Raw genomic sequence first — 25,541 nt, forward strand, 5'->3', positions numbered from 1 at the left:
AGCCAGGACTCGACGGTTTCGGCGCCGTACTGCTGCTTCCAGGCCTTCAGGGTCTTGTGGTTGCCACCCTTGGTCTCGACCACTTCGGCATTGTGCGGGTTCTTGTACACCTTCAGCTGGCGGCTGCGGCGCGGCGCGGTGGCGCTGGCGGCGGCCGGGGCGGCGCTGGCGGTACCCTGCGGGTCGAGAATGTCGACGACGTTACGCAGGTTCATGCCGTATTGGTCCATCAGGGCCTGCAATTGGTCCTTGAATTCCAGTTCCTTCTTCAGGGAGCTGTCGTTCTTCAGTTTTTCCAGCAGGGCCAGTTGTTCTTTGAGCAGGCGCTCGGCTTCACGGAATTCCGCGAGTTTGGACATCATTACACTCCAGGGCAGGTCGGTGTTCCGAACGACAGCGGATAGCGCGAACGGTATCGATCGAGTTCGGAAATAATTGTGGGCGGGCGAATTATTAATATAAATAAGGCTCTGGTGCAATAACTCGATGAGACCAATGTATTCCCCTTCCTGGCGTAATGGTTTTTATCGCCGGGTGCGGGTTTATTCACTGGGCGGGAATCGCGGATAATTATCGTCAATCAATAAAGGCGGGTGCGAATAGCCGCTCGCCGATTTCTTGCGTGTGTCGCCGTAGTAGGAAATACCGATGGTTTCGAATGTCCACTCGTATAGCGTCAACGGACGGGACGTAGCCTGCCTGGCGCGGGGCGAAGGGGTTCCCCTGGTGCTGGTGCACGGGTCGCTCTGCGACTACCGCTACTGGCAATGGCAATTGCGCGGGCTGGGCGAGCGTTATCGCCTGCTGGCGCCCAGCCTGCGTCACTATTATCCGGAGCGCTGGGATGGCGAGGGGGAAGACTTCACCACCCGGCAACATGTGGAAGACCTGCTCGCGCTGCTGGAAAACCTGGGTGAGCCCGTGCACCTGCTGGGGCACTCGCGGGGCGGCAATATATGCCTGCGCCTGGCGCTGGCGGCGCCGGAACGGCTGCGTTCGCTGACGCTGGCCGATCCTGGCGGGGATTTCGCCGCCGACCTGTTCCGTGCGGCCGGCGTCGCGGTGCCGGCCGCCCCGGTCGAGCGCAACCGTTTTCGCGAGCAGGCCCTGGGCCTGATTCGCCAGGGCGAGGTGGAGGCGGGGTTGGAGCTGTTCGTCGATACGGTCAGTGGCGCGGGCGTCTGGCGGCGCTCGTCGGCGCATTTCCGCGAGATGGCCAGCGACAACGCCATGACCCTGATCGGCCAGGTCCAGGATCAGCCCGAGCCCCTGGGGCACGCGGCGCTGGCCTCTCTGGCGGTGCCGACCCTGCTGTTGCGCGGCGAACTCAGCCCCGAGCCGTTCCCGCAGGTGGTCGAGGCGCTGGCCCAGGCCCTGCCGGACGCCCGCCAGGAAATCATCGCCGGCGCCTCCCACGGCATGAACGCCACCCGTCCGGCGGCCTTCAATCGCGCCGTGCTGGCGTTCGTCGACGCGCACTGATGCCGCTCGTCAGTTTCGCCTGCATGCAGTACCATGCTCGTCCGCCCCGTTCGTCGGGGCTTCGTTCGTTATTCTTCCAGTGATCTCCGTCCGCGCGCGCAAGCGCAGGGTGCCGATGAGGCGCCTGCCACTGTGAGGCAGGCCTGCCCGGCGGGCGACGCTTACTGGCACATCCCAACCCATGTGGCCTTTCGTAGGGGTCACCACTAGGAGAGGAGGCGCCATGCCCATCATTACTCTTCCCGACGGTAGTCAGCGGTCCTTCGATCACCCGGTCAGCGTGACCGAGGTGGCGCAATCCATTGGTGCGGGCCTGGCCAAGGCCACCGTGGCCGGCAAGGTCAACGGCAAACTGGTCGACGCCTGCGATCCGATCGAGCACGACGCGACCCTGCAGATCATCACCCCGAAGGACGAGGAAGGGCTGGAAATCATCCGCCACTCCTGCGCGCACCTGGTCGGCCATGCGGTCAAGCAGCTGTACCCGAGCGCGAAGATGGTCATCGGCCCGGTGATCGACGAAGGCTTCTATTACGACATCTCCTTCGAGCGCCCCTTCACTCCCGAAGACATGGCGGCGATCGAGAAGCGCATGGCCGAGCTGATTGACAAGGATTACGACGTCATCAAGAAGATGACGCCGCGCGCCGAAGTCATCGAGGTGTTCAAGTCCCGTGGCGAGGAGTACAAGCTGCGCCTCATCGACGACATGCCCGATGAGAAGGCCATGGGCCTTTACTACCACGAAGAGTACGTGGACATGTGCCGTGGCCCGCACGTGCCCAACACCCGCTTCCTCAAGGCGTTCAAGCTGACCAAGATCTCCGGCGCCTACTGGCGCGGCGACTCGAAGAACGAGCAGCTGCAGCGCATCTACGGCACCGCCTGGGGCGACAAGAAGCAGCTGGCCGCCTACGTCCAGCGCATCGAGGAAGCCGAGAAGCGCGACCACCGTCGCATCGGCAAGCAGCTGGACCTGTTCCACCTGCAGGAAGAAGCGCCGGGCATGGTGTTCTGGCACCCGAACGGCTGGACCGTCTATCAGGTGCTCGAGCAGTACATGCGCAAGGTGCAGCGCGAGCACGGCTACGTGGAAGTTCGCACCCCGCAAGTGGTCGACCGCATCCTCTGGGAGCGTTCGGGCCACTGGTCGAACTACGCCGAGAACATGTTCACCACTTCGTCGGAAAGTCGCGACTTCGCGGTCAAGCCGATGAACTGCCCGTGCCACGTGCAGATATTCAACCAGGGCCTGAAGTCCTACCGCGACCTGCCGCTGCGCCTGGCCGAGTTCGGCGCCTGCCACCGCAACGAGCCCTCGGGCGCGCTGCACGGCATCATGCGCGTGCGCGGCTTCACCCAGGACGACGCGCACATCTTCTGCACCGAGGAACAGGTGAAGAAGGAGGCGGCCGACTTCATCAAGCTGACCCTGCAGGTCTACTCCGACTTCGGCTTCAGCGACATCTCCATGAAGCTGTCCACTCGTCCGGCCAAGCGCGTGGGTTCCGAAGAGCTGTGGGACCGCGCCGAAGGAGCGCTGGCCGACGCGCTGAACGAGTCGGGCCTGGAGTGGGAATACCAGCCGGGCGAGGGCGCCTTCTACGGTCCGAAGATCGAGTTCACCCTGAAGGATTGCCTGGGCCGCAACTGGCAGTGCGGCACCCTGCAGTACGACCCGAACCTCCCGGAGCGCCTGGACGCCAGCTACATCGCCGAAGACAACAGCCGCACCCGTCCGGTGATGCTGCACCGCGCGATCCTCGGCTCCTTCGAGCGCTTCATCGGCATGCTCATCGAGCACTACGCCGGCCTGTTCCCGGCCTGGCTCGCGCCGACCCAGGCGGTGGTCATGAACATCACCGACAAGCAGGCCGAATGGGCGGACGAAGTGGTCCGTCAGCTCGAGCAAAGCGGGTTCCGTGCCAAGTCCGACTTGAGAAACGAGAAAATCGGCTTTAAAATCCGCGAGCATACTTTGCTCAAGGTTCCCTATCTGCTGGTTATCGGCGATCGGGAGGTTGAATCGAAGGCCGTCGCCGTACGTACGCGCGAAGGGGAAGACCTCGGCTCCATGCCGCTTTCCCAGTTCGTCGAGCTGCTGACTGGGGCGGTTTCCCGGCGTGGTCGCCAAGACTCGGAGTAATCATTATTAAGCGTGAAATGAGACAGGATAAGCGGGCTCTCCCGAAACCGCCGATCAACGAGAACATCACTGCGCGTGAAGTGCGCCTGATCGGTGCCGACGGTCAGCAGATCGGCGTAGTGTCCCTCGACGAGGCGCTGCGTCTCGCCGACGAGGCCAAGCTGGACCTGGTGGAAATCTCTGCTGATGCGGTGCCTCCTGTCTGCCGCATCATGGATTACGGCAAGCACCTGTTCGAGAAGAAGAAGCAGGCGGCTGCAGCGAAGAAGAACCAGCACCAGCAACAGATCAAAGAAATCAAGTTTCGTCCAGGGACGGAAGATGGGGATTACCAGGTAAAACTACGCAACCTGGTACGTTTCCTAAGTGAAGGGGACAAGGCCAAGGTATCCTTGCGATTCCGTGGCCGTGAGATGGCTCACCAGGAACTGGGCATGGAGCTGTTGAAGCGGGTCGAAAACGACCTCGCCGAATACGGCACCGTGGAACAGCATCCTAAGCTGGAAGGACGCCAGCTGATGATGGTCATCGCTCCCAAGAAGCGTAAATAACCTCCCGGGCACTGGCAGGCCTGATGGTTATCAGTTGTTAACGAATGCGGAGTACCAAACATGCCAAAGATGAAAACCAAGAGTGGCGCCAAGAAGCGCTTCAAAGTGACTGCTGGTGGCATCAAGCACAAGCACGCTTTCAAGAGCCACATCCTGACCAAAATGTCCACCAAGCGTAAGCGTCAGCTGCGCGGCACCTCGCTGCTCGCTGCTTCCGACGTTCGCCGTGTAGCACGCTCCCTGCGTCTGCGTTGATTTCTGGTAGAGGATAAGTAAATGGCTCGTGTTAAGCGTGGCGTGATTGCCCGTCGTCGTCACAAGAAGATTCTGAAGCTCGCCAAAGGCTACTACGGCGCGCGTTCCCGCGTGTTCCGCGTCGCCAAGCAGGCGGTGATCAAGGCAGGCCAATACGCCTACCGCGACCGTCGTCAGCGCAAGCGTCAGTTCCGCGCCCTGTGGATCGCCCGTATCAACGCTGGTGCTCGTCAGAACGGTCTGTCCTACAGCCGTCTGATCGCCGGCCTGAAAAAGGCGGCCATCGAGATCGACCGTAAGGTCCTGGCCGATCTGGCTGTGAACGAAAAAGCGGCGTTTACCGCGATTGTCGAGAAAGCGAAGGCCAGCCTGGCTTAAGCCCCACGACAGTTACCGGATCTCGGTCCGGACGTAACGTCACCGATAGGGGAAGAGCCTTACCGCTCTTCCCCTATTTTGTATCTGGAGTTGGTACATGGAAAACCTGGACGCGCTGGTTTCGCAGGCCCTGGACGCCGTGCGAAACACCGAAGACGTCAACGCCCTGGAGCAGATCCGGGTTCACTACCTTGGCAAGAAAGGCGAGCTGACCCAGGTGATGAAGACCCTGGGCGACCTGCCGGCCGAGGAGCGCCCCAAGGTGGGTGCGCTGATCAACGTCGCCAAGGAAAAGGTGCAAGAGGCGCTGAACGCCCGCAAGACCGACCTGGAAGGCGCCGCACTGGCGGCCAAGCTCGCCGCGGAGCGCGTCGACGTGACCCTGCCGGGCCGTGGCCAGTCCTCCGGTGGCCTGCACCCGGTCACCCGTACCAAGGAGCGCATCGAACAGTGCTTCACCCGCATCGGCTATGAAGTGGCCGAGGGGCCGGAAGTCGAAGACGACTACCACAACTTCGAAGCGCTCAACATCCCCGGCCACCACCCGGCGCGGGCGATGCACGACACCTTCTATTTCAACGCGAACATGCTGCTGCGTACCCACACCTCGCCGGTGCAGGTGCGTACCATGGAGAGCCAGCGCCCGCCGATCCGCATCGTCTGCCCCGGCCGTGTGTACCGCTGCGACTCCGACCTGACCCACTCGCCGATGTTCCACCAGATCGAAGGCCTGCTGATCGACGAAGACGTCAGCTTCGCCGACCTGAAGGGCACCATCGAAGAGTTCCTGCGCGCCTTCTTCGAGAAGGAATTCTCGGTGCGCTTCCGTCCGTCGTTCTTCCCCTTCACCGAGCCGTCGGCCGAAGTCGACATCCAGTGCGTGCTGTGCAGCGGCAAAGGCTGCCGCGTGTGCAAGCAGACCGGCTGGCTGGAAGTGATGGGCTGCGGCATGGTGCACCCGAGCGTGCTGCGCATGTCCGGCATCGACCCGGAGAAATACCAGGGCTTCGCCTTCGGCATGGGCATCGAACGCCTGGCCATGCTGCGCTACGGCGTCAACGACTTGCGCCTGTTCTTCGACAACGACCTGCGCTTCCTCGGGCAATTCCGCTAGGCCGCGCACGACGTCAACGAATTCTTAGGAGAGCAGGATGAAATTCAGTGAACAATGGCTGCGGAGCTGGGTGAATCCGCAGGTCTCCCGTGACGAGCTGGTGGCTCGTCTGTCCATGGCTGGCCTCGAGGTCGACGCCGTGATCCCCGTCGCCGGCGTCTTCAGTGGCGTAGTGGTGGGCGAGGTGCTGAGCACCGAACAACATCCGGACGCCGACAAGCTGCGCGTCTGCCAGGTCAGCAACGGCAGCGAGACCTTCCAGGTCGTCTGCGGCGCGCCCAACGTGCGCCCGGGCCTGAAGATCCCGTTCGCCATGATCGGCGCCGAGCTGCCGGGCGACTTCAAGATCAAGAAGGCCAAGCTGCGTGGCGTCGAGTCCAACGGCATGCTGTGCTCGGCCAAAGAGCTGGAAATCAGTGAAGAGAACGCCGGCCTGATGGAACTGGCCGCCGACGCCCCGGTGGGCGCGAGCATTCGCGACTACCTGAGCCTGGATGACGCCTCGATCGAGATTGGCCTGACCCCGAACCGCGGCGACTGCCTGTCCCTCACTGGCCTGGCCCGTGAAGTCGGTGCGCTGTACGACGTTCCGGTCACCTCCGTCGAGGTGAAATCGGTTGCCCCCGCTCTCGATGAAGTGCGCTCCATCGAGCTGCTGGCGCCGAATGCCTGCCCGCGCTACCTGGGCCGCGTCATCCGCAATGTCGACCTGAGCAAGCCGACCCCGCTGTGGATGGTCGAGCGCCTGCGCCGTTCCGATATCCGCAGCATCGACGCCGCGGTGGACATCACCAACTACGTGATGCTCGAGCTGGGCCAGCCGATGCACGCCTTCGACCTCGACGAGATCAAGGGTGGCATCCGCGTGCGCATGGCGGAGGAGGGCGAGAAGCTGGTCCTGCTGGACGGCCAGGAAGTCGCGCTGCGCGCCGACACCCTGGTGATCGCCGACCATGAACGCGCCCTGGCCATGGCCGGCGTGATGGGTGGCGAGCACAGCGGCGTCAGCGAGAAGACCCGCGACCTGTTCCTGGAAAGCGCCTTCTTCGACAACATCGCCGTCGCCGGCAAGGCCCGTTCCTATGGCCTGCACACCGACGCCTCGCACCGCTACGAGCGTGGCGTGGACTTCCAGCTGGCCCGCCGCGCCATGGAGCGCGCCACCGAGCTGCTGCTGCAGATCGTCGGCGGCGAAGCCGGTCCGGTGGTCGAGCAGGTCAGCGAAGCCCACCTGCCCAAGGTCGAGCCTGTCGTGCTGCGCGCCGAGCGCGTCGAGCAGATGCTCGGCATGAAGATGGACGCCGCGGAAATCGAGCGCCTTCTCAGCGCCCTGGAGTTCCAGGTTCAGGCCGACGGCGAAGGCCGCTGGAAGGTTGGTGTGCCCAGCCATCGCTTCGACGTGTCCCTGGAAGTCGACCTGATCGAAGAACTGGGCCGCCTGTACGGCTACAACCGCCTGCCGGTACGTTACCCGCAAGCGCGCCTGGCGCCGAACAACAAGTCGGAGACCCAGGCCGAGCTGCCGGCGCTGCGCCGCCTGCTGGTCGCCCGCGACTACCAGGAAGCCATCACCTACAGCTTCATCGACCCCAAGCTGTTCGAACTGTTCAGCCCGGGCGTCAAGCCGCTGACCCTGGCCAACCCGATCTCCGCCGACATGGCCGCCATGCGCGCCTCGCTGTGGCCGGGCCTGGTCAAGGCGGTGCAGCACAACCTGAACCGCCAGCAGACCCGCGTGCGTCTGTTCGAAAGCGGCCTGCGCTTCGTCGGCCAGCTCGAGAACCTGAAGCAGGAAAACATGCTGGCCGGCGTCATCTGCGGCAGCCGTGATCCTGAAGGCTGGAACAACGGTCGTGACGGCGTCGACTTCTTCGACATCAAGGCCGACGTCGAGGCGCTGCTGGCCAGCGCCAGCGCCGCCGACGCGTTCCGCTTCGTCCCGGGTGAACACCCGGCGCTGCACCCGGGCCAGACCGCCCGCGTCGAACGCGACGGCGAACTGGTGGGCTACGTCGGCGCCCTGCACCCGGAGCTGGCCAAGGCCCTGGACCTGGATCGCCCGGTCTACCTGTTCGAGCTGGTACTGAGCGAACTGGTGCGCGGCCGCCTGCCGAAGTTCAGCGAACTGTCGCGCTTCCCCGAGGTGCGCCGCGACCTGGCCCTGGTGGTCAACCGCGACATTCCGGCGGAATCCATCCTGGCAACCATCCGCGAAGAGGCCGGCGAGTTCCTCACCGACCTCAGGCTGTTTGATGTCTATCAGGGTAAAGGTATTGATCCGCTTGGAAAAAGCTTGGCCGTTGGCTTGACCTGGCAGCATCCATCACGCACTCTTAACGATGACGAGGTGAACGCGACTACGCAAAAAATCGTCGCCTCGCTGGAGCAAAGGTTCAACGCCACGTTAAGGAAGTAGCGTATGGGGGCTCTGACGAAAGCTGAGATTGCCGAACGTCTGTATGAAGAGCTGGGCCTGAATAAGCGGGAAGCCAAGGAACTGGTGGAGCTCTTCTTCGAAGAGATCCGCCAGGCGCTGGAGCACAACGAGCAGGTGAAACTGTCCGGTTTCGGCAATTTCGACCTGCGCGACAAACGCCAGCGCCCGGGACGCAACCCGAAGACGGGAGAGGAAATCCCGATTACGGCCCGCCGCGTCGTCACCTTTCGTCCAGGCCAGAAACTGAAAGCCAGGGTTGAGGCTTATGCTGGAACCAAGTCATAACGACGAACTGCCCACTATCCCGGGTAAACGCTACTTCACCATCGGTGAAGTAAGCGACCTGTGCGCAGTGAAACCGCACGTGCTGCGGTACTGGGAGCAGGAATTCCCGCAACTCAACCCGGTCAAGCGCCGCGGCAACCGACGGTACTATCAGCGACAGGACGTGCTGATGATCCGCCAGATCCGCGCGCTGCTCTACGACCAGGGCTTCACCATCGGCGGGGCGCGCCAGCGCCTCTCCGGCGACGAAGCCCGCGAAGACATCACCCAGTACAAGCAACTCATCCGCCAGATGATTGCGGAGCTGGAAGACGTGCTTCACGTGCTGCGCAAGTAGCTGAAAAAAATGAAAAAAGTGCTTTGCCGAAAGAAAACCTTACGGTATAGTGCGATCCGCCAACCGGGTAACCGGATGGCAACGTCGGGGCGTAGCGCAGCCTGGTAGCGCACTTGCATGGGGTGCAAGGGGTCGAGTGTTCGAATCACTCCGTCCCGACCAAAAATCCCTAGAGAATCCAGTCACTTAGCGGTGACTGGATTTTTTTATGCCTGATGCTTTTGTAGCCTTCCCGAATTTTGCCCCACTTTTTGCCCCACCCGAGATTTTGAAATGCTATCTCCCTTCTTTTGATGGTGAGTTGGCACTCTCAAGCATTGGATGGGGGCGATGCACTTCCTGAGCAAAACGCTGTCCCGAGTCTGCACGGAAATGAGCTTGACTGTGCTGCGTACCAGCTTACCGTCCTGCTGAAAATCTACGTCTACGGTTGCCTCAATCGAATCTAGGCAGTGCAGTGCGGGTTGGTAGTCCAAGCTCTCGCTGTGAATCGTCGATGGGCTGTCAGCGTGCTGGGCGCTAGCGCGTTGCTTGTAGAGTCGTAGCCGGCCGATGGTTTAGGCTCGGGCCAGGAGTCTAAGGCTGGTGTGAGTGCTTCGGGATGACAGAAAAAGGATCGCGATGCCGACAGCATTACCAGTCGGTATATGAAAGGAATCAGCCGGAACTCAGCAAGGGGCGTGCTCTTGATGAGAGCCTGCATCATTTCCTGGATCAACGGCCCGCAGGTAAAAATCTCTCTGCACTTGACCGTGCGACCGGCTTGGCTTCAGCACTGTTTTGGCGTGATGTGGAGGCGGTCACTCAATCCGAGTTGGCGAGCCTTGCCCTGAGTCGGGTGCTGCACTTCGATAATGCGGTCGGTGTCGAGCTACTGCTTGAGTTGGCCAGCCATGTCCCAGACACCCTCAGATGGGCAATCCGCTACTCGAAGCTGTTTGAGCGTACTGCTTCGCCGCTATGGCTTGCGCTGCGTGTGGCGCTCACAGGGGATGAGTGGCAAGTATTCTTCGGTGTCTGTGAGCGCTTGCTTGATCAGCTCAAGCCTTTTGATGAGTTGATTGCCAACGCTGAAAAACAGCTGGAACACTTATCCCTGCTGGAGCTGTTTTCCTACCTGAGCGTGCTGGCCTATCAGGCATTTGCCGAAGATGCCCCCGATGATCGCTCCGGTCAGCAATGGAAGGTCCATAACCGCATTATCTTGAGGAAACTCCAGACTTGTCCGGAAGAGGATCTCCGCCTGAGCGAGTCACGGCTCTGGCAGTCGCTGAAGTGTCATCTGTCACCGATTATTTTCCCTGGAACGTCCACCGCTGATGTAGCTACATGCGGTGAAAACCTCGAATGGCTGGCCGTTCTGATTGCGGCAACCCAAGAGCGGATCGACTACGAGGGCTCGATTGATTGGTTCTGCTTCGATCCTGAGTGCCGTTACCAGCTAAAACCGGGTGAGTCGGTTATCTATAACCAGTCGGAGGCGGGAACCGAGCGGTGGCAGCGAACCGGGCGCAAGAGCGATCTTATTTGGCGCTACTGGATGAGCCGTGCCGTGCAGGCATTCGTCGACTCCGGTATGGCCGAACAAATTATTGGCTCGCCTGAGAACCATGAGCTGAATCAGTTGGCCTATATCAAGGCGCTTCGCAGCGAGTTGCAATTGCAGCAGATTTACGGCCTGGGGGATCGGCTCTCGCTCAGTGATGGTGTCCAGGTTCAGCTTCACCACGTGTTGCTGGCGAGCGAGCTGAACTCGGTTTTCTTTCAGAGCCAATTCATCCAGCCATTCCAGGACTACCTTCGCGAGTCGGGCGTGCTTGCCGATGCGCTTGGCCGTTTGGCCATGGATGGCATGCTGTCGGGGGAAAACAGGTTCCCGATGACCTGGTCCGAAGAGGAAGAAAAGATCCGCAGGATTAAAGGCTGGACGGTCAGCGAGGAACACCCGCAAGGCAGCGCCAATTCAGCCAAGGCAATCCTCAAGTTCTGGACCAGTGACCTCAAGGCGCTATCTCAGCAACTGAAGCAGCAGCCGGGGATTCCTGCACCGCGTCTGTACGAGCAGCCCTTCTACAAAGTGGGCCGCTACAGCTTTCAGTTTCCTTGGGTCGGCGCGCAGCAGAACAACTTGACGGCAGCCATTAATAACCTGCGGCGTGTGAATGCCCGCAGAGCCGATGTGCAGGCAGAAACTCAGCGTGTGGAGCTGGCGTTGGCCGATAGTCTTCGGCAACGAGGCTTTGCCGTTGAGGTGGGTTATCGGCCGCCTGTGACAGAAGAGGACGATGCCGGTGAAGTGGATTTGATCTGTCATCGGGATGGCGTTTTGCTGCTTATGGAGGTCAAGTCGGGGTACATCCGTTCGACCACCCATGAGGTCTGGCTGCATCGCACCAACACCTTACGTAAGGCTGCCTGGCAGTTACGGCGCAAGCGGATTGCGGTGGCGAGGGCGTTGGCGGCGGATCAAGATCTGCGCCTCATATTGGGCTACCACGGTCAGCATCCTGAGGCGAATCTGCGGGCCTGGATTGTCGATACCTCCATTGAGTTCGATGGGCAGTCAGTCGATGGGTTCAGAGTGGTATCCCGTGAGGCACTGGAGGTTATTCTGCGTGACGAGAAGCATCTTTTCCGGCCGATAAATCAGTTTGACGAGGAAGGTCGGGATTCATTGTTCCCTGTCGGGTTTACTGCTGGCCGATTTATAGCTGTTGTCGAGTCCGATGAGCTCTGGCGAGGTATCTGTTAGCGCTCGGACGGCAATGGCTTGGCATGCCTGCGGTGATATAGAGCCTTGCGTATATCAGTTGGCAGATGGCTGAAAGTTCGTCTCCAAAAAGCCTAGATACCGTGTGAGTCCGGGTGGCTAGGATGCGATTTCCTTACCACCCAGCAGGAGACAATCATGTCCAATCAACACACTTCTTCCAGCCAGCAGCGCCAACAGCAGAACGACAGAGCGAATGCCTTGAACAGTAATCGCGGCACGTCGGGTACCAACCCGACTAATGCCCATGTTCATGGCAATCGCGGTAAACAGCTCAACCCTAACCAGCGCTAGGGACGCGTGCCCCCGGTCATTGACCGGGGGTATCAAGGATTTCAGATGAGTACAGATGTTTGCTTCGCCACTCAAGGTGAGTTGGTCAAGCTGGCCTACGATGCATTCGGCGTGCTTCCCCGCAAGGAAGCCAGCCATGATGACATCGACGAGACGCAGAAAAAGACCATCCAAAAGCAGTTGGCGAGACTGGCCAAAGAAGAAGGTGGGCTGCTTTCGAATTTCGAGCAAGTGATTAAGACGCTCAGCAGTATCCTGACAGCGTACTTACCCAGCAAACGGATCATGAGCGCCATAGGGGAGCCGCTCGACGAACTTCTGGAGGCATATAGCCGGCTGGTCCGCGAAGAGGGTACCTACCTCAGCAAGGCGGAAACCCTCCGATACTTCATTTCGACCAAAGCAGTCCCCTTGCTTGTCGTGTCGCTGAATCAGAGCCTGCTCGAGCACCGACTTGCAGACCTGAGTCTCGACACGCCTGAAGACACTTTCTGGTACCTGCCGACAGTCTCAGAGAATGGGCGGCTGGTATTGCCTCTGGAAAAGGTCATGCGTTGGGCCTATGGGCGCTGTGATCTCTCACAGACGCAATTTCATTACCCATGTAAGAATCCGCGAAGCGATGACAACAAGCTTCAGCAGAATCTCGACAACGCCATCAAGTGGACGCGAGGTGCAAGGCTTCCGGCGCTTCCTGCCCTGTTTAAAAACTTCGAAGAATCCTTCGCCGCGCTGGCTGATAGCGGGCGAGATGTACCCAAAGAGCTTCAGGCCAGCATCCTCGTGGCATTGATGGTTGCTCGGGTGTCGAGCTACATCGCAAGGGAGATTACCGGCGCTTACAACCATCAGTATCTCGCCGATGTCTGCCAACAATTCCGCGAGTACGCCTTGTGGATTGCCGATGACGTCAACGAATTCAAGGCCGAGTTTGCGCCGGTGATGCAGCGACAGGATTCCCCTGAGTCGGCCCTGTTTGTGTGGCTTAACGCCTGTAGCCACTACTGGGCATTCTTCGACAGCAAATTGGCTGCAGTCGCCGACACTGTGCAGCAACTCAAGAATGCTCATCCAGGGGCACCAATACGGGATGATGTGCTCGCTGCGCTCAAGAGTAGGTATGGTCTTTTTCCTGTCTGCTCCCTTCTGGATCGGATCCAGCGGCAGTCAGCCTTCCTTCCACCCCATGGCTTTGCCGAGCTGCTGAATCAGGGGTTTTGGCTTAAGAAGGACGTAGCTACTCGATTAGACCAAATTGACGAGTACGCCTCCCAGGTAGCGGCCTATGGGCTGGATGAGCAGCTGTGCTGGATGGAGCCTTGGTTGCGTGGGGTCTACCACTACCGTCGGGAGGAGTTCGAGGTTGCTTTGCCGCACTTCCATAAGGCCTTTGAAAATGCCAAGTACCGGGCAGGCAAAAACCAATACAAATTGGTGAACCAATACGTCGAAGTTTCGGCTAAAAATGATGACCGGCGTGGCTTCAAGAAGGGTATTGAATGGGCGCAGTACCTCGGCATCAAGGTGCGTTGGCTGCGCGATGATGAGCCGACTGAAGAGAAACTGGATTACGTCTACTTCATGCTGAAAATGGCGCGGTATAACCACCAAATGTAGCGAGGGTAGGTGCACAGATCATTCCCTGTGTCGTCGTAGTGGTCGGTCCATCGTCTCTTCCTCCAATTTGGCCAGCCCGTGCGCTATCCCATTCCAAATCTCCGTCCACTCAGTCAGAAACGGGGCGCCGTTACTAAAAGCACTGTCAAAGACCCCATGCAATCGAGCCGGAGGTAGTGATGAATACCCTCTAAGAGTCATTCTCCGAGCCAGGTCATGACTGCGAATCTGCGGCCTCCGAAGGGACATCCCCTTCATCGGAGGCGCTATGAAATCAAAAACAATAAAAGCGAAAGGGCGGCAACCCATACTGCTGCCGCTGATATCCCTGACCCTGGCCTCACAGGCCCAGGCTCTGAGTTTCAATATCGGGGAGATCCAGGGGAGTTTCGACAGTACCCTCTCCATCGGCACCAGTTGGGCCGTGCGCGATCCGGACCGGGACTTCGTCGGCGTCGGTAACGGCGGCACGGCATCGACCCTGTCCTCGGACGATGGGCGGCTCAACTTCAAGAAGGGCGATGTGATCTCCAATATTTTCAAGGGAGTTCACGACCTCGAACTCAAGTACGGCGACTCCGGCGTATTCCTGCGCGGTAAGTACTGGTACGACTTCGAGCTGAAGGACGGCCACCAGCGACTCTACGACATCGACGACAGTGGCCGTGACCGCAGCGCCAAGGCGTCTGGCGCGGAGTTTCTTGATGCCTTCGTTTACACCGGTTACCAGATCGGCGACCTACCGGGCACTGTGCGCCTGGGCAAACAGGTAGTCAGTTGGGGGGAGAACCTGTTCATCCGGGGCGTCAATCAGATCAACCCAATTGATGTGGCTGCCTTCCGCCGCCCTGGAGCGGAAATCAAGGAGGGCCTCATTCCAGTCAACATGTTCTATATCGGCCAAGATTTGGCCAGCAACCTGTCCATGGAGGCCTTCTATCAACTCCAGTGGGACAAGACGGTCGTCGACAACTGCGGCACCTTCTTTTCAGGCACTGATGTGGTCGCCGATGGCTGCACCGACCGCAACGTGATATCTGGCAGTGACTACAACCCGAACAATTCGGGCAACCAGGTGGTGCCTCGCCTGAAGGACCGGGATGCCCGGGATGGTGGGCAGTATGGGTTGGCCCTGCGCTGGTTCGTTCCCCAACTGAACGATACCGAAGTTGGCCTCTATGCCATGAATCTGCACAGCCGGATGCCGGTGTACAGCATGGTCAACAGCTCAGTGCTGGATCCCAGCGATCCTCGCTTCGATCCCAATCTGGTCGGCAACTCCCCCAAGGCTGGCTACCTCATCGAATACCCCGAGGACATGCGCCTATATGGCCTGAGCTTCCAGACCACGCTGGGCAGTACATCGGTTTCCGGCGAGTTCAGCTATCGCCCGAACATGCCGTTGCAGCTCAACAGCACCGACCTGACTTTCGCTGCTCTGGGGCTGGACTCCGTCACCGGTCTGCCGCCCGCCTGGGGTGGCGTGGGGCAACCTGTCAGCCCCGAGGTCATCCAGAACGGTCCGCTGCACCCCGGCGCCTACATGGCAGGCTACAAGCGCATGCCGGTTAGCCAGGTTCAACTGGCGGCGATCCACTTCATCGATCAGGTTGCTGGTGCCGATCGCCTGACCCTCCTGGGCGAAGTGGCCTACAACCGGATCAACGGCCTCAAGAGCGGACCGGGTGAGCTGCGTTTCGGGCGTGATTCCATCTATGGCTACGGTGAAGTCGGCGTACCGGGCCTGTGCGAGAACCTGCTGAACACCGATAACCCGCGTGAATGCAATGGCCATGGTTTCTACACCCGTAGTTCCTGGGGCTATCGCCTGGACGGAAGCCTCGAATACAGCAACGTCCTGGCCGGTATAAACCTCACCCCTGAAATCGCCTGGTCCCATGATGTGGACGGCTATGGTCCCAACTTCAACGAGGGGGCCAAGTCGGTGTACCTGGCGCTCAATGCCAGTTACCGAAACCGCTACAACGCCTCGCTTTCCTATACCGACTTCTTCGGTGGCAGCTACAACCCGACCACCGACCGCGACTATGTCGCCGCCAGCTTCAGCGCAAGTTTCTAATTCAAGGATAAACGCCATGAAAGTGCATTTGTGGTTTTCGGCCTGCGCTCTGGCCTTTGGCTGCTCGAACCTGATGGCAGCCGACTTCACCGGTCTTACGCCCCTGGGTGCTGAAAAGGCTGGCAACAAGGAAGGCACTATCCCAGCCTGGACCGGTGGGTTGCCGACCAATGCGGCGAGTGTCGACAGCAAGGGTTTCCTGTCCAACCCTTTCGCAGGTGAAAAGCCACTCTTCGTGATCACTGCGCAGAATGCCGAGCAGTACCGAACGCATCTGAGCGAGGGGCAGATGGCAATGTTGCGCCGCTATCCGGAAACCTATCGGCTGCCGGTCTACCCGACTCATCGCACGATGGCCTTGCCCGAGCGCCTGTACGAGGCTGCGGCAACCAATGCCAAGGTCGTCAAGCTGGGGGCGGATGGCCTGAGCATCGAGAACTTCACGACCAGCTATTACCCCTTCCCGATCCCTAAAACCGGTGCCGAGGTGATCTGGAACCATGAGGCCCGGTATCACGGCGGCAACTTCCGGCGCTGGATCACCCAGGTCACGCCCCAGGTGAACGGGGATTTCACCCCCGTGCATTTCGAAGAGGAAATTGTCGAGCCAGCCCAGGTGGAGGGCCTCGAGCCGGAGCGTGCGCGCAATCTGTTGCAACTGTTCAAACAGCGGGTCACCGCGCCGGCGCGCATGGCAGGAAACGTACTGCTGGTGTACGAGACCCTCGACCAGGTGAAGGAGCCGCGTTTGGCCTGGGTCTACAACGCTGGCCAACGACGCGTGCGACGTGCCCCCCAGGTCGCCTACGACGGGCCGGGCACTGCCGCCGATGGGCTGCGCACCACCGACAACTTCGACATGTTTGGTGGAGCGATGGATCGCTACGACTGGAAGTTGCTGGGCAAGCGCGAGGTGTATATCCCTTACAACAGCTACGAACTGGACTCACCCAAGCTCAAGTACGACCAGATCATCAAGGCGGGTCATATCAATCAGGACCTGACTCGTTATGAGCTTCACCGGGTCTGGGTCGTCGAGGCGACCCTCAAGGAGGGACAACGCAACATCTACGCCAAGCGTGTGTTCTATGTCGACGAGGATAGCTGGCAGATCGCCCTGGCCGACCATTACGACGGACGTGGCCAACTTTGGCGAGTCGGCGAAGGGCATGCCCAGCAGTATTTCGACCACCAGACCATGGGCTACACCCTTGAAGCGTTGTACGACTTGCAGGCTGGACGTTACCTCGCACTCGGCATGAAGAACGAGGAAGTGCGCAGTTTCGAATATGGCTTCAAGGCCCAGATGAGCGATTTCACGCCCTCGGCGTTACGTAAGAGTGGCGTGCGCTGAGGCGGGGTTAAGGGCCTCGGCCCAGCAGAAAAATCAATCGCAAACAGGCAGGAGAAGCCAATGAAGGTCTTATCAATCGGTGGTGGCGGCGGCATGGGAAGGACCACCGCCCGTACCGCTCTGGGGTTTCAATTCGTAGAGAAAATCGTACTGGCCGGGATCGACTACGAGAGGGCAGCGCGCTTTGCACGTTCTCTGGATGACCCACGCATCAGTGCGATCTCGCTGGATATTACCGACGAAGAGAGCCTGCGCCAGGCTATCCGTCAGTGCGACGTAGTGCTCAACTCATCGGGTCCCTTCTTCCGCTTCGGCTTGCCGGTGCTCCGTGCCGCCATTGCCGAAGGCAAACACTATTGCGATATCTGCGACGACTGGGAACCGACCCTGGACATGATCGGCCTCCATGAGGAGGCCCAGAGCAAGGGCGTCACCGCAGTCATCGGTCTCGGCGCCAGTCCCGGTATCGCCAACTTGCTGGCGGTCAAGGCGGCAGAGCAACTGGACGAGGTGCATGAGCTCTATTCGGCGTGGCGTCTGTCCAACGCCCATAACGAAGACGATGGGTTCTTCGACGAGGGCGAGTCGAATACAGATGCCGCCGCTGTCCATCTGGTCCACTGCCTGACGGAGAAGATCCCGTTGGTACGCAATGGCGCAGTCGAAGAGCGCCTGCCTCTGGAGCACTGCCGCATTGATTACCCTGGCCATGGCGAGCTGGACATCTGGTCCATCGGCCATCCCGAAGCAGTGACGCTGCCTCGCCACTACCCCGGTCTGCGCAATTGCCTGAATGGCATGCTCGGCGTCGACGAGATCATCGACGACTTGCGCCAATTAGCCGATCAGGTTCGTGCCGGTGCGATGAGTCTGGAGCAGGCCGCCGCCTTGCTGACGAGCGACGGTGGTCGAGAAAAACGTCGGCAGCGCCTGCAGGAAAACGAAGCCCCCGATGCCCCGGGCATACTAGCCTTCGCCGCTGGTCTCAAGGATGGTCGTCCGGCTCGCGCAGGCGCTCGCTTGAAACGCGTGCCGGGTGGTGGCATGAACGCTGTCACCGGGATTCCCCATGCGCTGTTCCTGCCATTGCTGCGGCAGGGGGCTATCAAGGGGGCCGGGGTATTTGCCCCGGAGCAGGCGGTGGATGCAGATGCATTCTTCGCCTTGCTGGATGGTTTCGCCGAAGGGCGGGACTGTGGTCTGAGCGTGACATTCGCCCATTGATACTGGCGAGAGGAGGGGACGTGACCAAGGCTGATGAAGTACCGAAGGAAACCGGCCTGATCGTGCGTCCCCGTTTACTGGAAAAACTTGCCAGCGGGCGGCGCATCCGCCTGCTGCTGGCTCCAGCCGGGTTCGGCAAGAGCGAACTGGCTCGCCAGTTCGCCGAACGTACCGCCTTCAATCCATTGCTCTGGATCGAATTGCACGGCGCGGAAAGTAGCGTTGAGCAGCTCGGCGCCCGGGTCGCTGAGTTGCTCAATCTACACAGCGATTCCACCGAGACAGTCGAGGACGCGTTGAAGCGTCAGCAACAAGGACTCATCGTGCTGGATGGCTACTGCCCGAACAAAGCCACCGACCAATGGCTTGAAAACCTGTTCGTACATTGTCCCGCCACTCTCCAGTGGTTGATTTGTAGCCGCCATCGCCCCTCTTGGAAAATCGGCAAGTGGCTGCTGGCCGGCGACCTTCTCCTGCTGGAAGGAGAAGAGCTGGCGATGACCGCAAACGAGATGGAGCTTTTACTCCGCCAACTTGCCGTGGGCCGGGAAGTTTCCGGGGCGGATCTGCATCGGCAGAGCGATGGCTGGATTGCAGGTACACGTTTGTATCTGCTGTCCCTGCAATCATCCGGTCGAAGGGCCAACGGCCAACTGCACCGTAACCCGCTGGTGCAGGAATATCTCGACCACGAAGTGCTTGAATGCTTGCCGGCGGAGATGTTCTCGCTCATGCCGAGCATTGCCCATGCCCCCTTCGTCGATGCCCCTCTCTGTGCGTTTCTTGCCAACGATCCTCTGGCCTTGCGCAAGTTGTTGGGGCAGCAGGCCTTCCTGCGCCGCCTGCCCGGAACCCAGGATCGCTTCTCGCTATTCACTCCGCTCAAACGGCTCCTCCTGGAGCGCTATCCAGATCAGAACGAGCCCTTGCTAGCCGCCTGCAACTGGCTGCAACTGGCAGGACTGCACGTCGAAGCGTTTCGTTATGCCTTGGCCATCCAGGACACCGCTCGCGCGCTGGTCTCCGTTGGACAGATCTCGGCGCGAGACCTGTACGCCGGACAGAACCTGAACTACCTCCTGGAGGGCATCGATCAACTTGGCTCCACCTGGATCGAACAGCATCCGCAGGCCCTGGAGATCGTCGCCAGAGCCCTGCTGCTTGGTGGGCGGCTGGAGCAGGCCGAATGCACCATACGGCTCATTGACGAAGACGAACGTAGCGACCTGCGCCTAGCCCTGGACGCTGAGCTGGCCCTCCACCAGGGACAGGCGCAGAGGGCGCGGGAACTCGGCTTCCAGGCTCTTGACGGCCTGGCGCAAAGCGGACTCTGGGCACAGATGATCCTGTGCTTTTCTTGCCTGACCCGCGCCAGCCTGGCCGTGGGCGACATAGAAACGGCGAAGCGTCTGCAGCATCAAGGTCTGGAGCTATCCCGCCGCAAGGGCGAAGCACTCTTCGAGTGCCTGCTGATGCTGGACCAGGCCCAGATCGAGGAACTGGCCGGCAACCTACCCCAGGCCCTGCGGGTACTCGATCAACTCGCTCAGCTTTTGGCTCAGGGGGCAGGCTCAGCGTTGTTGCAGGGAGGAGAGCTGATCCGCCGAGGCTGGCTACTGATACTGACAGGCCAGGAGCAGCAGGCTCGCCATACCCTGGAAGAGGGGCTGCTTCTCACTCAAGAGATCCGCAGCCCGGTAGCCTTCTACGCCCATGCATTGCTTGCGCAGCTCGACGCAAACAGCGGCGATTTCGTTTCCGCACAGCAGCGTCTGACGGATGCACAGAGGTTGATGCATTCCTGGAATGTCGCCGAGATACTCTATCGAAGCGTCCTGAGCGTCGGTACGGCCAGAGTCTGGCTAAGGAGCCAGCACCACGGCTCGGCCAACCAACTGCTGTCTCGTCTGCGCGAGCAGTACGAGGGCGAACTGGCCTTGTCTCCACCTAGTTCCTTCCCTGAGTTACATGCCCTGATGGGCTTTCTACAGGCCGAGGCCCTGTGTTCCCGAGGGGCGCTCGGCGAGGCCGGCCAACTGCTTGACGCGGTGCTGGATTGGGCAAAGGGCAATGCTTTCGAGGTCATCGTCTGCCAGGCCTTGTACGCACTGGGTGAAGTTCGCCGGCTGAGGGGCGACATGTCCCAGGCGGAGCGATTCCTCGCCTCGGCGGCTGCAATGGCGCTCCGCCAAGGCCAGCACAACCTGCTCACAGGCCTCCCAGCGGAAAAAAACGAGCTTGGGCTGCAGGCCCCCCAGGCCGTGAACACTCCGCCAGCTACCCAGGTGGAACTGTTGAGTCCGCGGGAGCTGGCAGTACTCGGGCTGATCGCCAAGGGCTACGCCAATAGCGAGATAGCCACAATCCTCTCGCTTTCTCTGCATACCGTGAAAACTCACGCCAAGCACATTAACGCGAAGCTGAAGGTCAGCAACCGGACGATGGCAGTGGCTCGTGCCAAGGCGCTAGGCCTGCTGCTCTGACACAAAAGGAAACGACATGTCCCGCTCCCTGCACTTGCCATCGTGGTACTTTGCGCCTGCCTACGGTCTTGGCAGCTTCGGCCCCGCCATCTTTATCCTGACGCCCCAGGTGCTGCTGCTGTTCTTCATGACCGAGACCCTGGGCATCCCCGCTGGCATGGCCGGTGGCGGACTACTGATCCCGAAGATATGGGAACTCGTCAGCGATCCGCTGATCGGCCGATGGTCCGACCGCCTGAACAGCCGCTGGGGACGCCGCCGCCCCCTGATGGCCATTGGAAGCCTGGCCTTTCTTATTGCCTTCGCCCTGATGTTCGCGCCGCCGAGTTTCGCGGATTGGCGCTATTCGCTGGCCTGGGTGATAGCGTTCTACACCCTCACGTCCACAGCCTATTCGCTGTTCACTGTTCCCTACGCGACCCTGCTCGCTGAGGCCACTGACGATCCGCATGCTAGAACCCGGGTTGCTGCTTGGCGCAGTGGTTTCCTCGCCATCGGTTTCGTCCTCGCCGGAAGCCTGGCTCCCTGGCTAGTGGGGGCCAATGGGGGCGGCGAGCACGGCTATGCGCAGATGGGAATCTTGGTGGGCCTGATTGCCTTTGCTGGCATGGCTGGTGCGGTAGTTGGCACGGGCGGCATTCCAGCACATCAGCCAGTGGCACAGCCATCGAGAAACATGTTGGCACCTTTCCGCAATCGGGCCTTCACCTGGCTGTGGCTGGGCTTCATGGTGCAGATGATCTCGGTGAGTATCAGTACGGCCCTCCTGCCGTTTTACGATAAGTACTGGCTGGGTAACAAGGAAGGCACCATCCCCAGCATTTTTGCTGGCATGGCCCTGCTGACGGTCGCCACTACCTGGTGGTGGACACTGTTGTCGCGGCGCATTGGCAAGCACCGGGCCTTCGTACTAGCGACTGTGCTCTATGCGGCCGCTACGGCCTCTCTATGGCTGATCATGTACGGCTCTGTCGGCTTGTGGATCGCTATTGTCTTGTTTGGCGTTGCCAATGCCGGTCAGCAGTTGTTCTGCTTTGCAATTGTTCCCGACATCATTGCCCAGCAGCGGAGGGACAGCGGAATTGCCGAGGAGGGGGCTTTCACCGGTCTGTGGATTTGGGGCGAGAAGATCGGCTTGGCCATGGGGGCCGGGTTTAGCGGTCTGGTCCTGCAACTGTCGGGATTTCAGCAAGGAGCGGGAGCTGAACGGCTGGAGCAGACTGAGAACGCTCTAAATTGCATATTGCTGATGGTCGCCTTGGTGCCGGCACTGGTGTGTCTGCTCTCGATACCGGCTTTGCTGTTATCCGCCAAGGCCATAACCAAGCAGTTTCGTAGTCAACCGAGATGGGCTCGGCAGGATGCACACTCGAGTGCCGAAGTGTCCAAGGTATAGCCTGGTGACCGACTCTTCTGAATAGCGGCTGTCGTCCTCCCAGCAGATAAAAAAATCCGCTGCAAAGTTCCGTCCTGCAGCGGAGAGTGTGAAACCATGATTCTTCTTATCGCCCGGCACGTCAGACATAGCTGGGAGGCAAAGCTGTGACCCTCGGATCGGCACCAAGGGCCAAATTGCGGTCAGACCCCGCTGGTTTCGGACAGAGATCGTCCCTTGGTTTCAGGAGCCAGGAAGTAGGAGATCACGAAGGCCAAGGCGCAGGTGCGGGCCAAGGTCGAACACCCGTTCCGGGTGATCAAGCGGCAGTTCGGCTACACCAAGGTACGTTTCCGCGGCTTGGCCAAGAACACCGCTCAACTGGTCACGCTGTTCGCCCTGTCAAACCTGTGGATGGCCCGCCGACAGTTGCTGGCGAATGCGGGAGAGGTACGCCTGTAAAACGCAGAAGCCTGGGCAAACCCCGGGTTTCTGGATGAATCAGTTGGCTGCGGCTGCGCTGAAAACACATTGAACAAGCGATTGCCGGATTGGTGCAGGCTTGTTCGGAGTTTCCCTAATGGGGTTTGTTCAGTGGTTGTGGTTGGGTTTAAATATTATTTAAGAATCAATTCCTTGCAGGATTCGAATTCTCTCTGCTATGTAAAGTCCTTTCTCTTCCTCCATCATTAATAATATTTCAATAATTTGGGTTTGCGAAAGCTCGTACTTCTTGCTGAAATCTTCAAGTCGTCTAATGGCTTTTTCAGTTAGGTTGAAATTTTTCTGATCTCTATCCTTTCGAGTGTTTCGGCGGATTTTTTGGCGCCAGATTTTTTTGGCTGAACTGATGCAAAGTTTTTTCTCTAGCTCCGTCATATGAACGGAGTCAAAGAATGCTAATGCACTCTGGTGGTCCATTGGTTGTGTATATCCTCCCATTAGATGGGGCTGGCTCTTAAATATCCAGTCCCAGATATAGGTACATGCCTCGCGCTCGTCTTCTTCTTTTATCCAGTCTAGTTGCTTGTCCTTTTTTAGTTGTTCAATCCAGTCTCTTTTGAGGTTTTCAATGGTGCTTGATTTTGAATCGATATTCCAGATGTCAATGAGCGCTAGGATGTGTTCTCGACCCTTTAGATTTTCTGGAATTAGATTGCTGTAACTATGTTTGGTTAATAGTTTCGATTTGATCCATTCATGCTGTCGCTCGTTATCTGTTATCCATGTCATAAGGTTTTCTGGAATCAGGAGTCTTCTGGCGTCATTTAATATTACATGGATGTTGAGTTCGGCCGATAAAATGGTGTTTGCCATGGTGTCGCGCATAGTTCTTTTGTCTAGGGACAAGAAGTTGTATTGGGCTGCTTGGATGGCCGAGAGGTAGAGCCATAACCAGTTGTCTCTACGCGAATCGGCTGTGTAATTCCCCAGGATCTTCGATAGATTATCATTAATGCGAATCATTATGATCCCCTTGGTTTTTGTGCGGATTCAAGATGAAATATAGCATGATTAGTGAGGTTTTTAAGATTCACTATAGATGTATTCTAGAAGCAGAATAGATTCTATCTATAGATCATCCCTCGCGAATATGGCACCGCTTGCGCTAGCTCGGCAGGGAGGCTGGCATGGTCTAGCGTTCGCGCACGTGAGGACGAGGATGGCGGAAGAGAGGGCGCACATCGTCGTGTCATCGCGTTACCGGCAGCACCGAGATGCTATGGGAAGGGGTTGGATTGCCTCTGCTAGGTCGTGCACCTGAGCTCAGCTCCGCCTGGTTGATTATTGGAACATGAAGTTACTGCCGCTACATTGGCGGCCGCAGAAGTCGTTGCTAGGCGTGGCTACGTTATTTCTTACTGAGCTTGCCAATCCTCTGGACGAACACAGGAGCAACCGTTCATGAGGATAATCCGCCTGAAAGAGGTCATGGATCTTACTGGCCTTGCCCGATCCACGGTTTACAAGTACATCGCTGCTAGCGAGTTCCCTGCCCCCGTGTCTTTAGGGGAGCGATGCGTTGGTTGGCTAGAGAGCGAGATCCAGGACTGGATTCTCGCCAGAGTCGCTGAGCGTGATAAGGCCTTAGGGCTGGCATCTTGACGAATGACGATCGCGAGCATAATTGCCATCATGATCCGGTTCAGGCCGGATCATGATGGTTTTTTGCCGGAGCAGGACTAATAAAAGTATTTCCCGGAATCGCTCGTGAAATGGTGGGCCTTGATAGGTAACGGAGCGGTAATGGCTTTCGGTGTGGGTAATATGCTTTATATGCTCTTACTTCTCTGGGTCTCTACTCATCTTTCTATCCAGTCCTATCTATCTACTCACTAATCTATCCATGCATCAGCCTATGTGCTGAGTAATCCATCTAGATATCCTGTGCCTGCTGGATACAGGCACCTAGTGTGCTACTGGTGAATAGAATGGTGACAGGTTATGTACCCCAGTACGTGTACTGGAAATGTGCGAGGACTGAGCCTGTAGCTCAGTCACTGAGTCGGGCGGCGTAAACAAATACCACGCGTGCTGAGTATATGAACCTCAACACAGAGAGTGGTAACCATGCTGCGTCATCCTCAGAACACCAATCTGCATATCCACACTGATCCCTTCTTCGAAGGACTTCCGGTAATGGTCGAGAAAGGGCCATTCATTTCCGAATACCTAGCAACCTTGAAGAGCACTATCGGCCTAGCGCTTGGGCAGTATCCTAGGCTGCTGGCCTTCAGGGCAGACCTACGCCTCCCTCTGGGCATCGACTTGCCTGAGTACGCCTACACAAATGCAGTCATCAGAGAGTTCTGGGGCTCGTTCAAGGAAAAGATTGAGCACAACCGAAAGGTAGCCCGTAAGAGTAATCCGCATGCTCATGGATGTGAGGTTCGCTATGCGTGGGCGCGAGAGGTTGGGGCAGGGGAGCGCCCTCATTACCACCTACTGATCCTGCTCAACCGGGATGCGTTCTACTCCGTCGGCAAGCTGCAGTCGGAGAACCCCAACATGATCAGTCGATTGCAGGAGGCTTGGGCCAGTGCTTTAGGGCTGCAGCTCGATCAGATGAGTGGGTTGGTTGAGATTCCTGATAACGCTACGTATCGAGTGGATCGCGATGATGGAGATGCATTGGCCTGTCTGTTCCATCGCGCCAGCTACCTCTGCAAGGTCGCTACCAAGCGCTTTGGGGATGGGCAGCATGGATTTAGATGCAGCCGTGGGTAGTCGGCCGGCGGTATTTGATCTGTATGGTCTGACTCGGAGCGGATGGGCAGCTAGTTAAGAGCCACTATCCCGATAGCACCGTTCCAGAACTCTCGGGGAAGGGCGAGTCAGAGCAAAAAATAAAAGGAATC

General features: G+C 58.9%; 21 protein-coding genes, 1 tRNA gene and 1 pseudogene. 21 read left to right on the forward strand and 2 right to left on the reverse strand.

The annotated features are described in order from the left end of the window. The coding region (locus tag P3W75_RS03470) for a histone-like nucleoid-structuring protein, MvaT/MvaU family (RefSeq protein WP_276225985.1) at positions 1 to 359 on the reverse strand (359 nt) is incomplete at its 3' end. Between the two features lie 289 nt (positions 360 to 648). Between P3W75_RS03470 and P3W75_RS03475 the strand changes: the two genes are divergently transcribed. The 19 genes and pseudogenes from P3W75_RS03475 to P3W75_RS03570 all read left to right on the forward strand — a co-directional run. Further along, complete coding sequence (locus tag P3W75_RS03475; protein ID WP_276225986.1) at positions 649 to 1,482, forward strand: alpha/beta fold hydrolase; 834 nt, start codon at positions 649 to 651, stop codon at positions 1,480 to 1,482. Positions 1,483 to 1,705: 223 nt separating this feature from the next. Beyond that, complete coding sequence (thrS, locus tag P3W75_RS03480; protein WP_276225987.1) at positions 1,706 to 3,628, forward strand: threonine--tRNA ligase; 1,923 nt, start codon at positions 1,706 to 1,708, stop codon at positions 3,626 to 3,628. After that, positions 3,628 to 4,179, forward strand: a complete 552-nt coding sequence (gene infC, locus P3W75_RS03485) for a translation initiation factor IF-3 (RefSeq protein ID WP_276225997.1) — start codon at positions 3,628 to 3,630, stop codon at positions 4,177 to 4,179. Before thrS ends, infC begins: the two co-directional genes overlap by 1 nt. Positions 4,180 to 4,239: 60 nt before the next feature. Beyond that, positions 4,240 to 4,434, forward strand: coding sequence for a 50S ribosomal protein L35 (gene rpmI / locus P3W75_RS03490; protein WP_276225988.1), 195 nt, complete (start codon positions 4,240 to 4,242; stop codon positions 4,432 to 4,434). A 21-nt stretch (positions 4,435 to 4,455) separates the two neighbouring features. Further along, on the forward strand, positions 4,456 to 4,812 hold the full coding sequence (gene rplT, locus P3W75_RS03495) for a 50S ribosomal protein L20 (RefSeq protein ID WP_003099086.1): 357 nt from the start codon (positions 4,456 to 4,458) through the stop codon (positions 4,810 to 4,812). A 97-nt stretch (positions 4,813 to 4,909) separates the two neighbouring features. Further along, the gene (pheS, locus tag P3W75_RS03500) at positions 4,910 to 5,926 is read left to right on the forward strand and encodes a phenylalanine--tRNA ligase subunit alpha (protein ID WP_276225989.1); all 1,017 of its coding nucleotides are present in this window, start codon (positions 4,910 to 4,912) and stop codon (positions 5,924 to 5,926) included. Between the two features lie 37 nt (positions 5,927 to 5,963). Beyond that, positions 5,964 to 8,342: a phenylalanine--tRNA ligase subunit beta gene (pheT, locus tag P3W75_RS03505; protein ID WP_276225990.1), complete on the forward strand. Its 2,379-nt coding sequence runs from the start codon at positions 5,964 to 5,966 to the stop codon at positions 8,340 to 8,342. A 3-nt stretch (positions 8,343 to 8,345) separates the two neighbouring features. Then, positions 8,346 to 8,648, forward strand: a complete 303-nt coding sequence (gene ihfA, locus P3W75_RS03510) for an integration host factor subunit alpha (protein ID WP_003090661.1) — start codon at positions 8,346 to 8,348, stop codon at positions 8,646 to 8,648. Then, entirely contained in the window at positions 8,629 to 8,985 is a 357-nt protein-coding gene (locus tag P3W75_RS03515; RefSeq protein ID WP_276225991.1) for a MerR family transcriptional regulator, read from the forward strand. The genes ihfA and P3W75_RS03515 overlap by 20 nt, the downstream gene beginning before the upstream one ends. Positions 8,986 to 9,070: 85 nt before the next feature. Beyond that, positions 9,071 to 9,147 (forward strand) — tRNA-Pro (locus P3W75_RS03520). Positions 9,148 to 9,586: 439 nt separating this feature from the next. Continuing rightward, positions 9,587 to 11,737 carry an NERD domain-containing protein gene (locus P3W75_RS03530; protein ID WP_276225992.1) on the forward strand — a complete coding sequence of 717 codons (2,151 nt, stop codon included), beginning with the start codon at positions 9,587 to 9,589 and terminating at the stop codon, positions 11,735 to 11,737. A 156-nt stretch (positions 11,738 to 11,893) separates the two neighbouring features. Next, positions 11,894 to 12,049 (forward strand): hypothetical protein, encoded by a 156-nt coding sequence (locus tag P3W75_RS03535; RefSeq protein ID WP_153565836.1) that lies wholly within the window; start codon positions 11,894 to 11,896, stop codon positions 12,047 to 12,049. Positions 12,050 to 12,094: 45 nt separating this feature from the next. Further along, on the forward strand, positions 12,095 to 13,666 hold the full coding sequence (locus P3W75_RS03540) for a hypothetical protein (RefSeq protein ID WP_276225993.1): 1,572 nt from the start codon (positions 12,095 to 12,097) through the stop codon (positions 13,664 to 13,666). Between the two features lie 268 nt (positions 13,667 to 13,934). Then, a complete protein-coding gene (locus tag P3W75_RS03545) occupies positions 13,935 to 15,746 on the forward strand; it encodes a DUF1302 domain-containing protein (protein WP_034020987.1) in 1,812 nt (603 codons plus the stop codon). Positions 15,747 to 15,819: 73 nt separating this feature from the next. After that, positions 15,820 to 17,100 carry a DUF1329 domain-containing protein gene (locus P3W75_RS03550; protein WP_230392395.1) on the forward strand — a complete coding sequence of 427 codons (1,281 nt, stop codon included), beginning with the start codon at positions 15,820 to 15,822 and terminating at the stop codon, positions 17,098 to 17,100. 60 nt (positions 17,101 to 17,160) lie between these two features. Further along, positions 17,161 to 18,324 (forward strand): saccharopine dehydrogenase family protein, encoded by a 1,164-nt coding sequence (locus P3W75_RS03555; protein ID WP_276225994.1) that lies wholly within the window; start codon positions 17,161 to 17,163, stop codon positions 18,322 to 18,324. 20 nt (positions 18,325 to 18,344) lie between these two features. After that, positions 18,345 to 20,807 (forward strand): helix-turn-helix transcriptional regulator, encoded by a 2,463-nt coding sequence (locus P3W75_RS03560; protein WP_276225995.1) that lies wholly within the window; start codon positions 18,345 to 18,347, stop codon positions 20,805 to 20,807. Positions 20,808 to 20,823: 16 nt separating this feature from the next. Continuing rightward, positions 20,824 to 22,203: an MFS transporter gene (locus P3W75_RS03565; protein ID WP_276225996.1), complete on the forward strand. Its 1,380-nt coding sequence runs from the start codon at positions 20,824 to 20,826 to the stop codon at positions 22,201 to 22,203. 240 nt (positions 22,204 to 22,443) lie between these two features. Then, positions 22,444 to 22,644, forward strand: a pseudogene (locus P3W75_RS03570) (transposase); the annotation flags it as partial. A gap of 159 nt (positions 22,645 to 22,803) precedes the next feature. Here the strand turns inward: P3W75_RS03570 and P3W75_RS03575 are convergent. Continuing rightward, positions 22,804 to 23,649 carry a hypothetical protein gene (locus P3W75_RS03575; protein WP_153565837.1) on the reverse strand — a complete coding sequence of 282 codons (846 nt, stop codon included), beginning with the start codon at positions 23,647 to 23,649 and terminating at the stop codon, positions 22,804 to 22,806. A gap of 438 nt (positions 23,650 to 24,087) precedes the next feature. Between P3W75_RS03575 and P3W75_RS03580 the strand changes: the two genes are divergently transcribed. Both P3W75_RS03580 and P3W75_RS03585 read left to right on the forward strand, forming a co-directional pair. After that, positions 24,088 to 24,288: a helix-turn-helix transcriptional regulator gene (locus P3W75_RS03580; protein ID WP_034020992.1), complete on the forward strand. Its 201-nt coding sequence runs from the start codon at positions 24,088 to 24,090 to the stop codon at positions 24,286 to 24,288. Between the two features lie 465 nt (positions 24,289 to 24,753). Continuing rightward, entirely contained in the window at positions 24,754 to 25,410 is a 657-nt protein-coding gene (locus P3W75_RS03585) for an inovirus Gp2 family protein (protein ID WP_034020993.1), read from the forward strand. Positions 25,411 to 25,541: the final 131 nt, after the last annotated feature.

This window comes from Pseudomonas citronellolis, assembly GCF_029335315.1.
GTDB lineage: Bacteria > Pseudomonadota > Gammaproteobacteria > Pseudomonadales > Pseudomonadaceae > Pseudomonas > Pseudomonas citronellolis_A.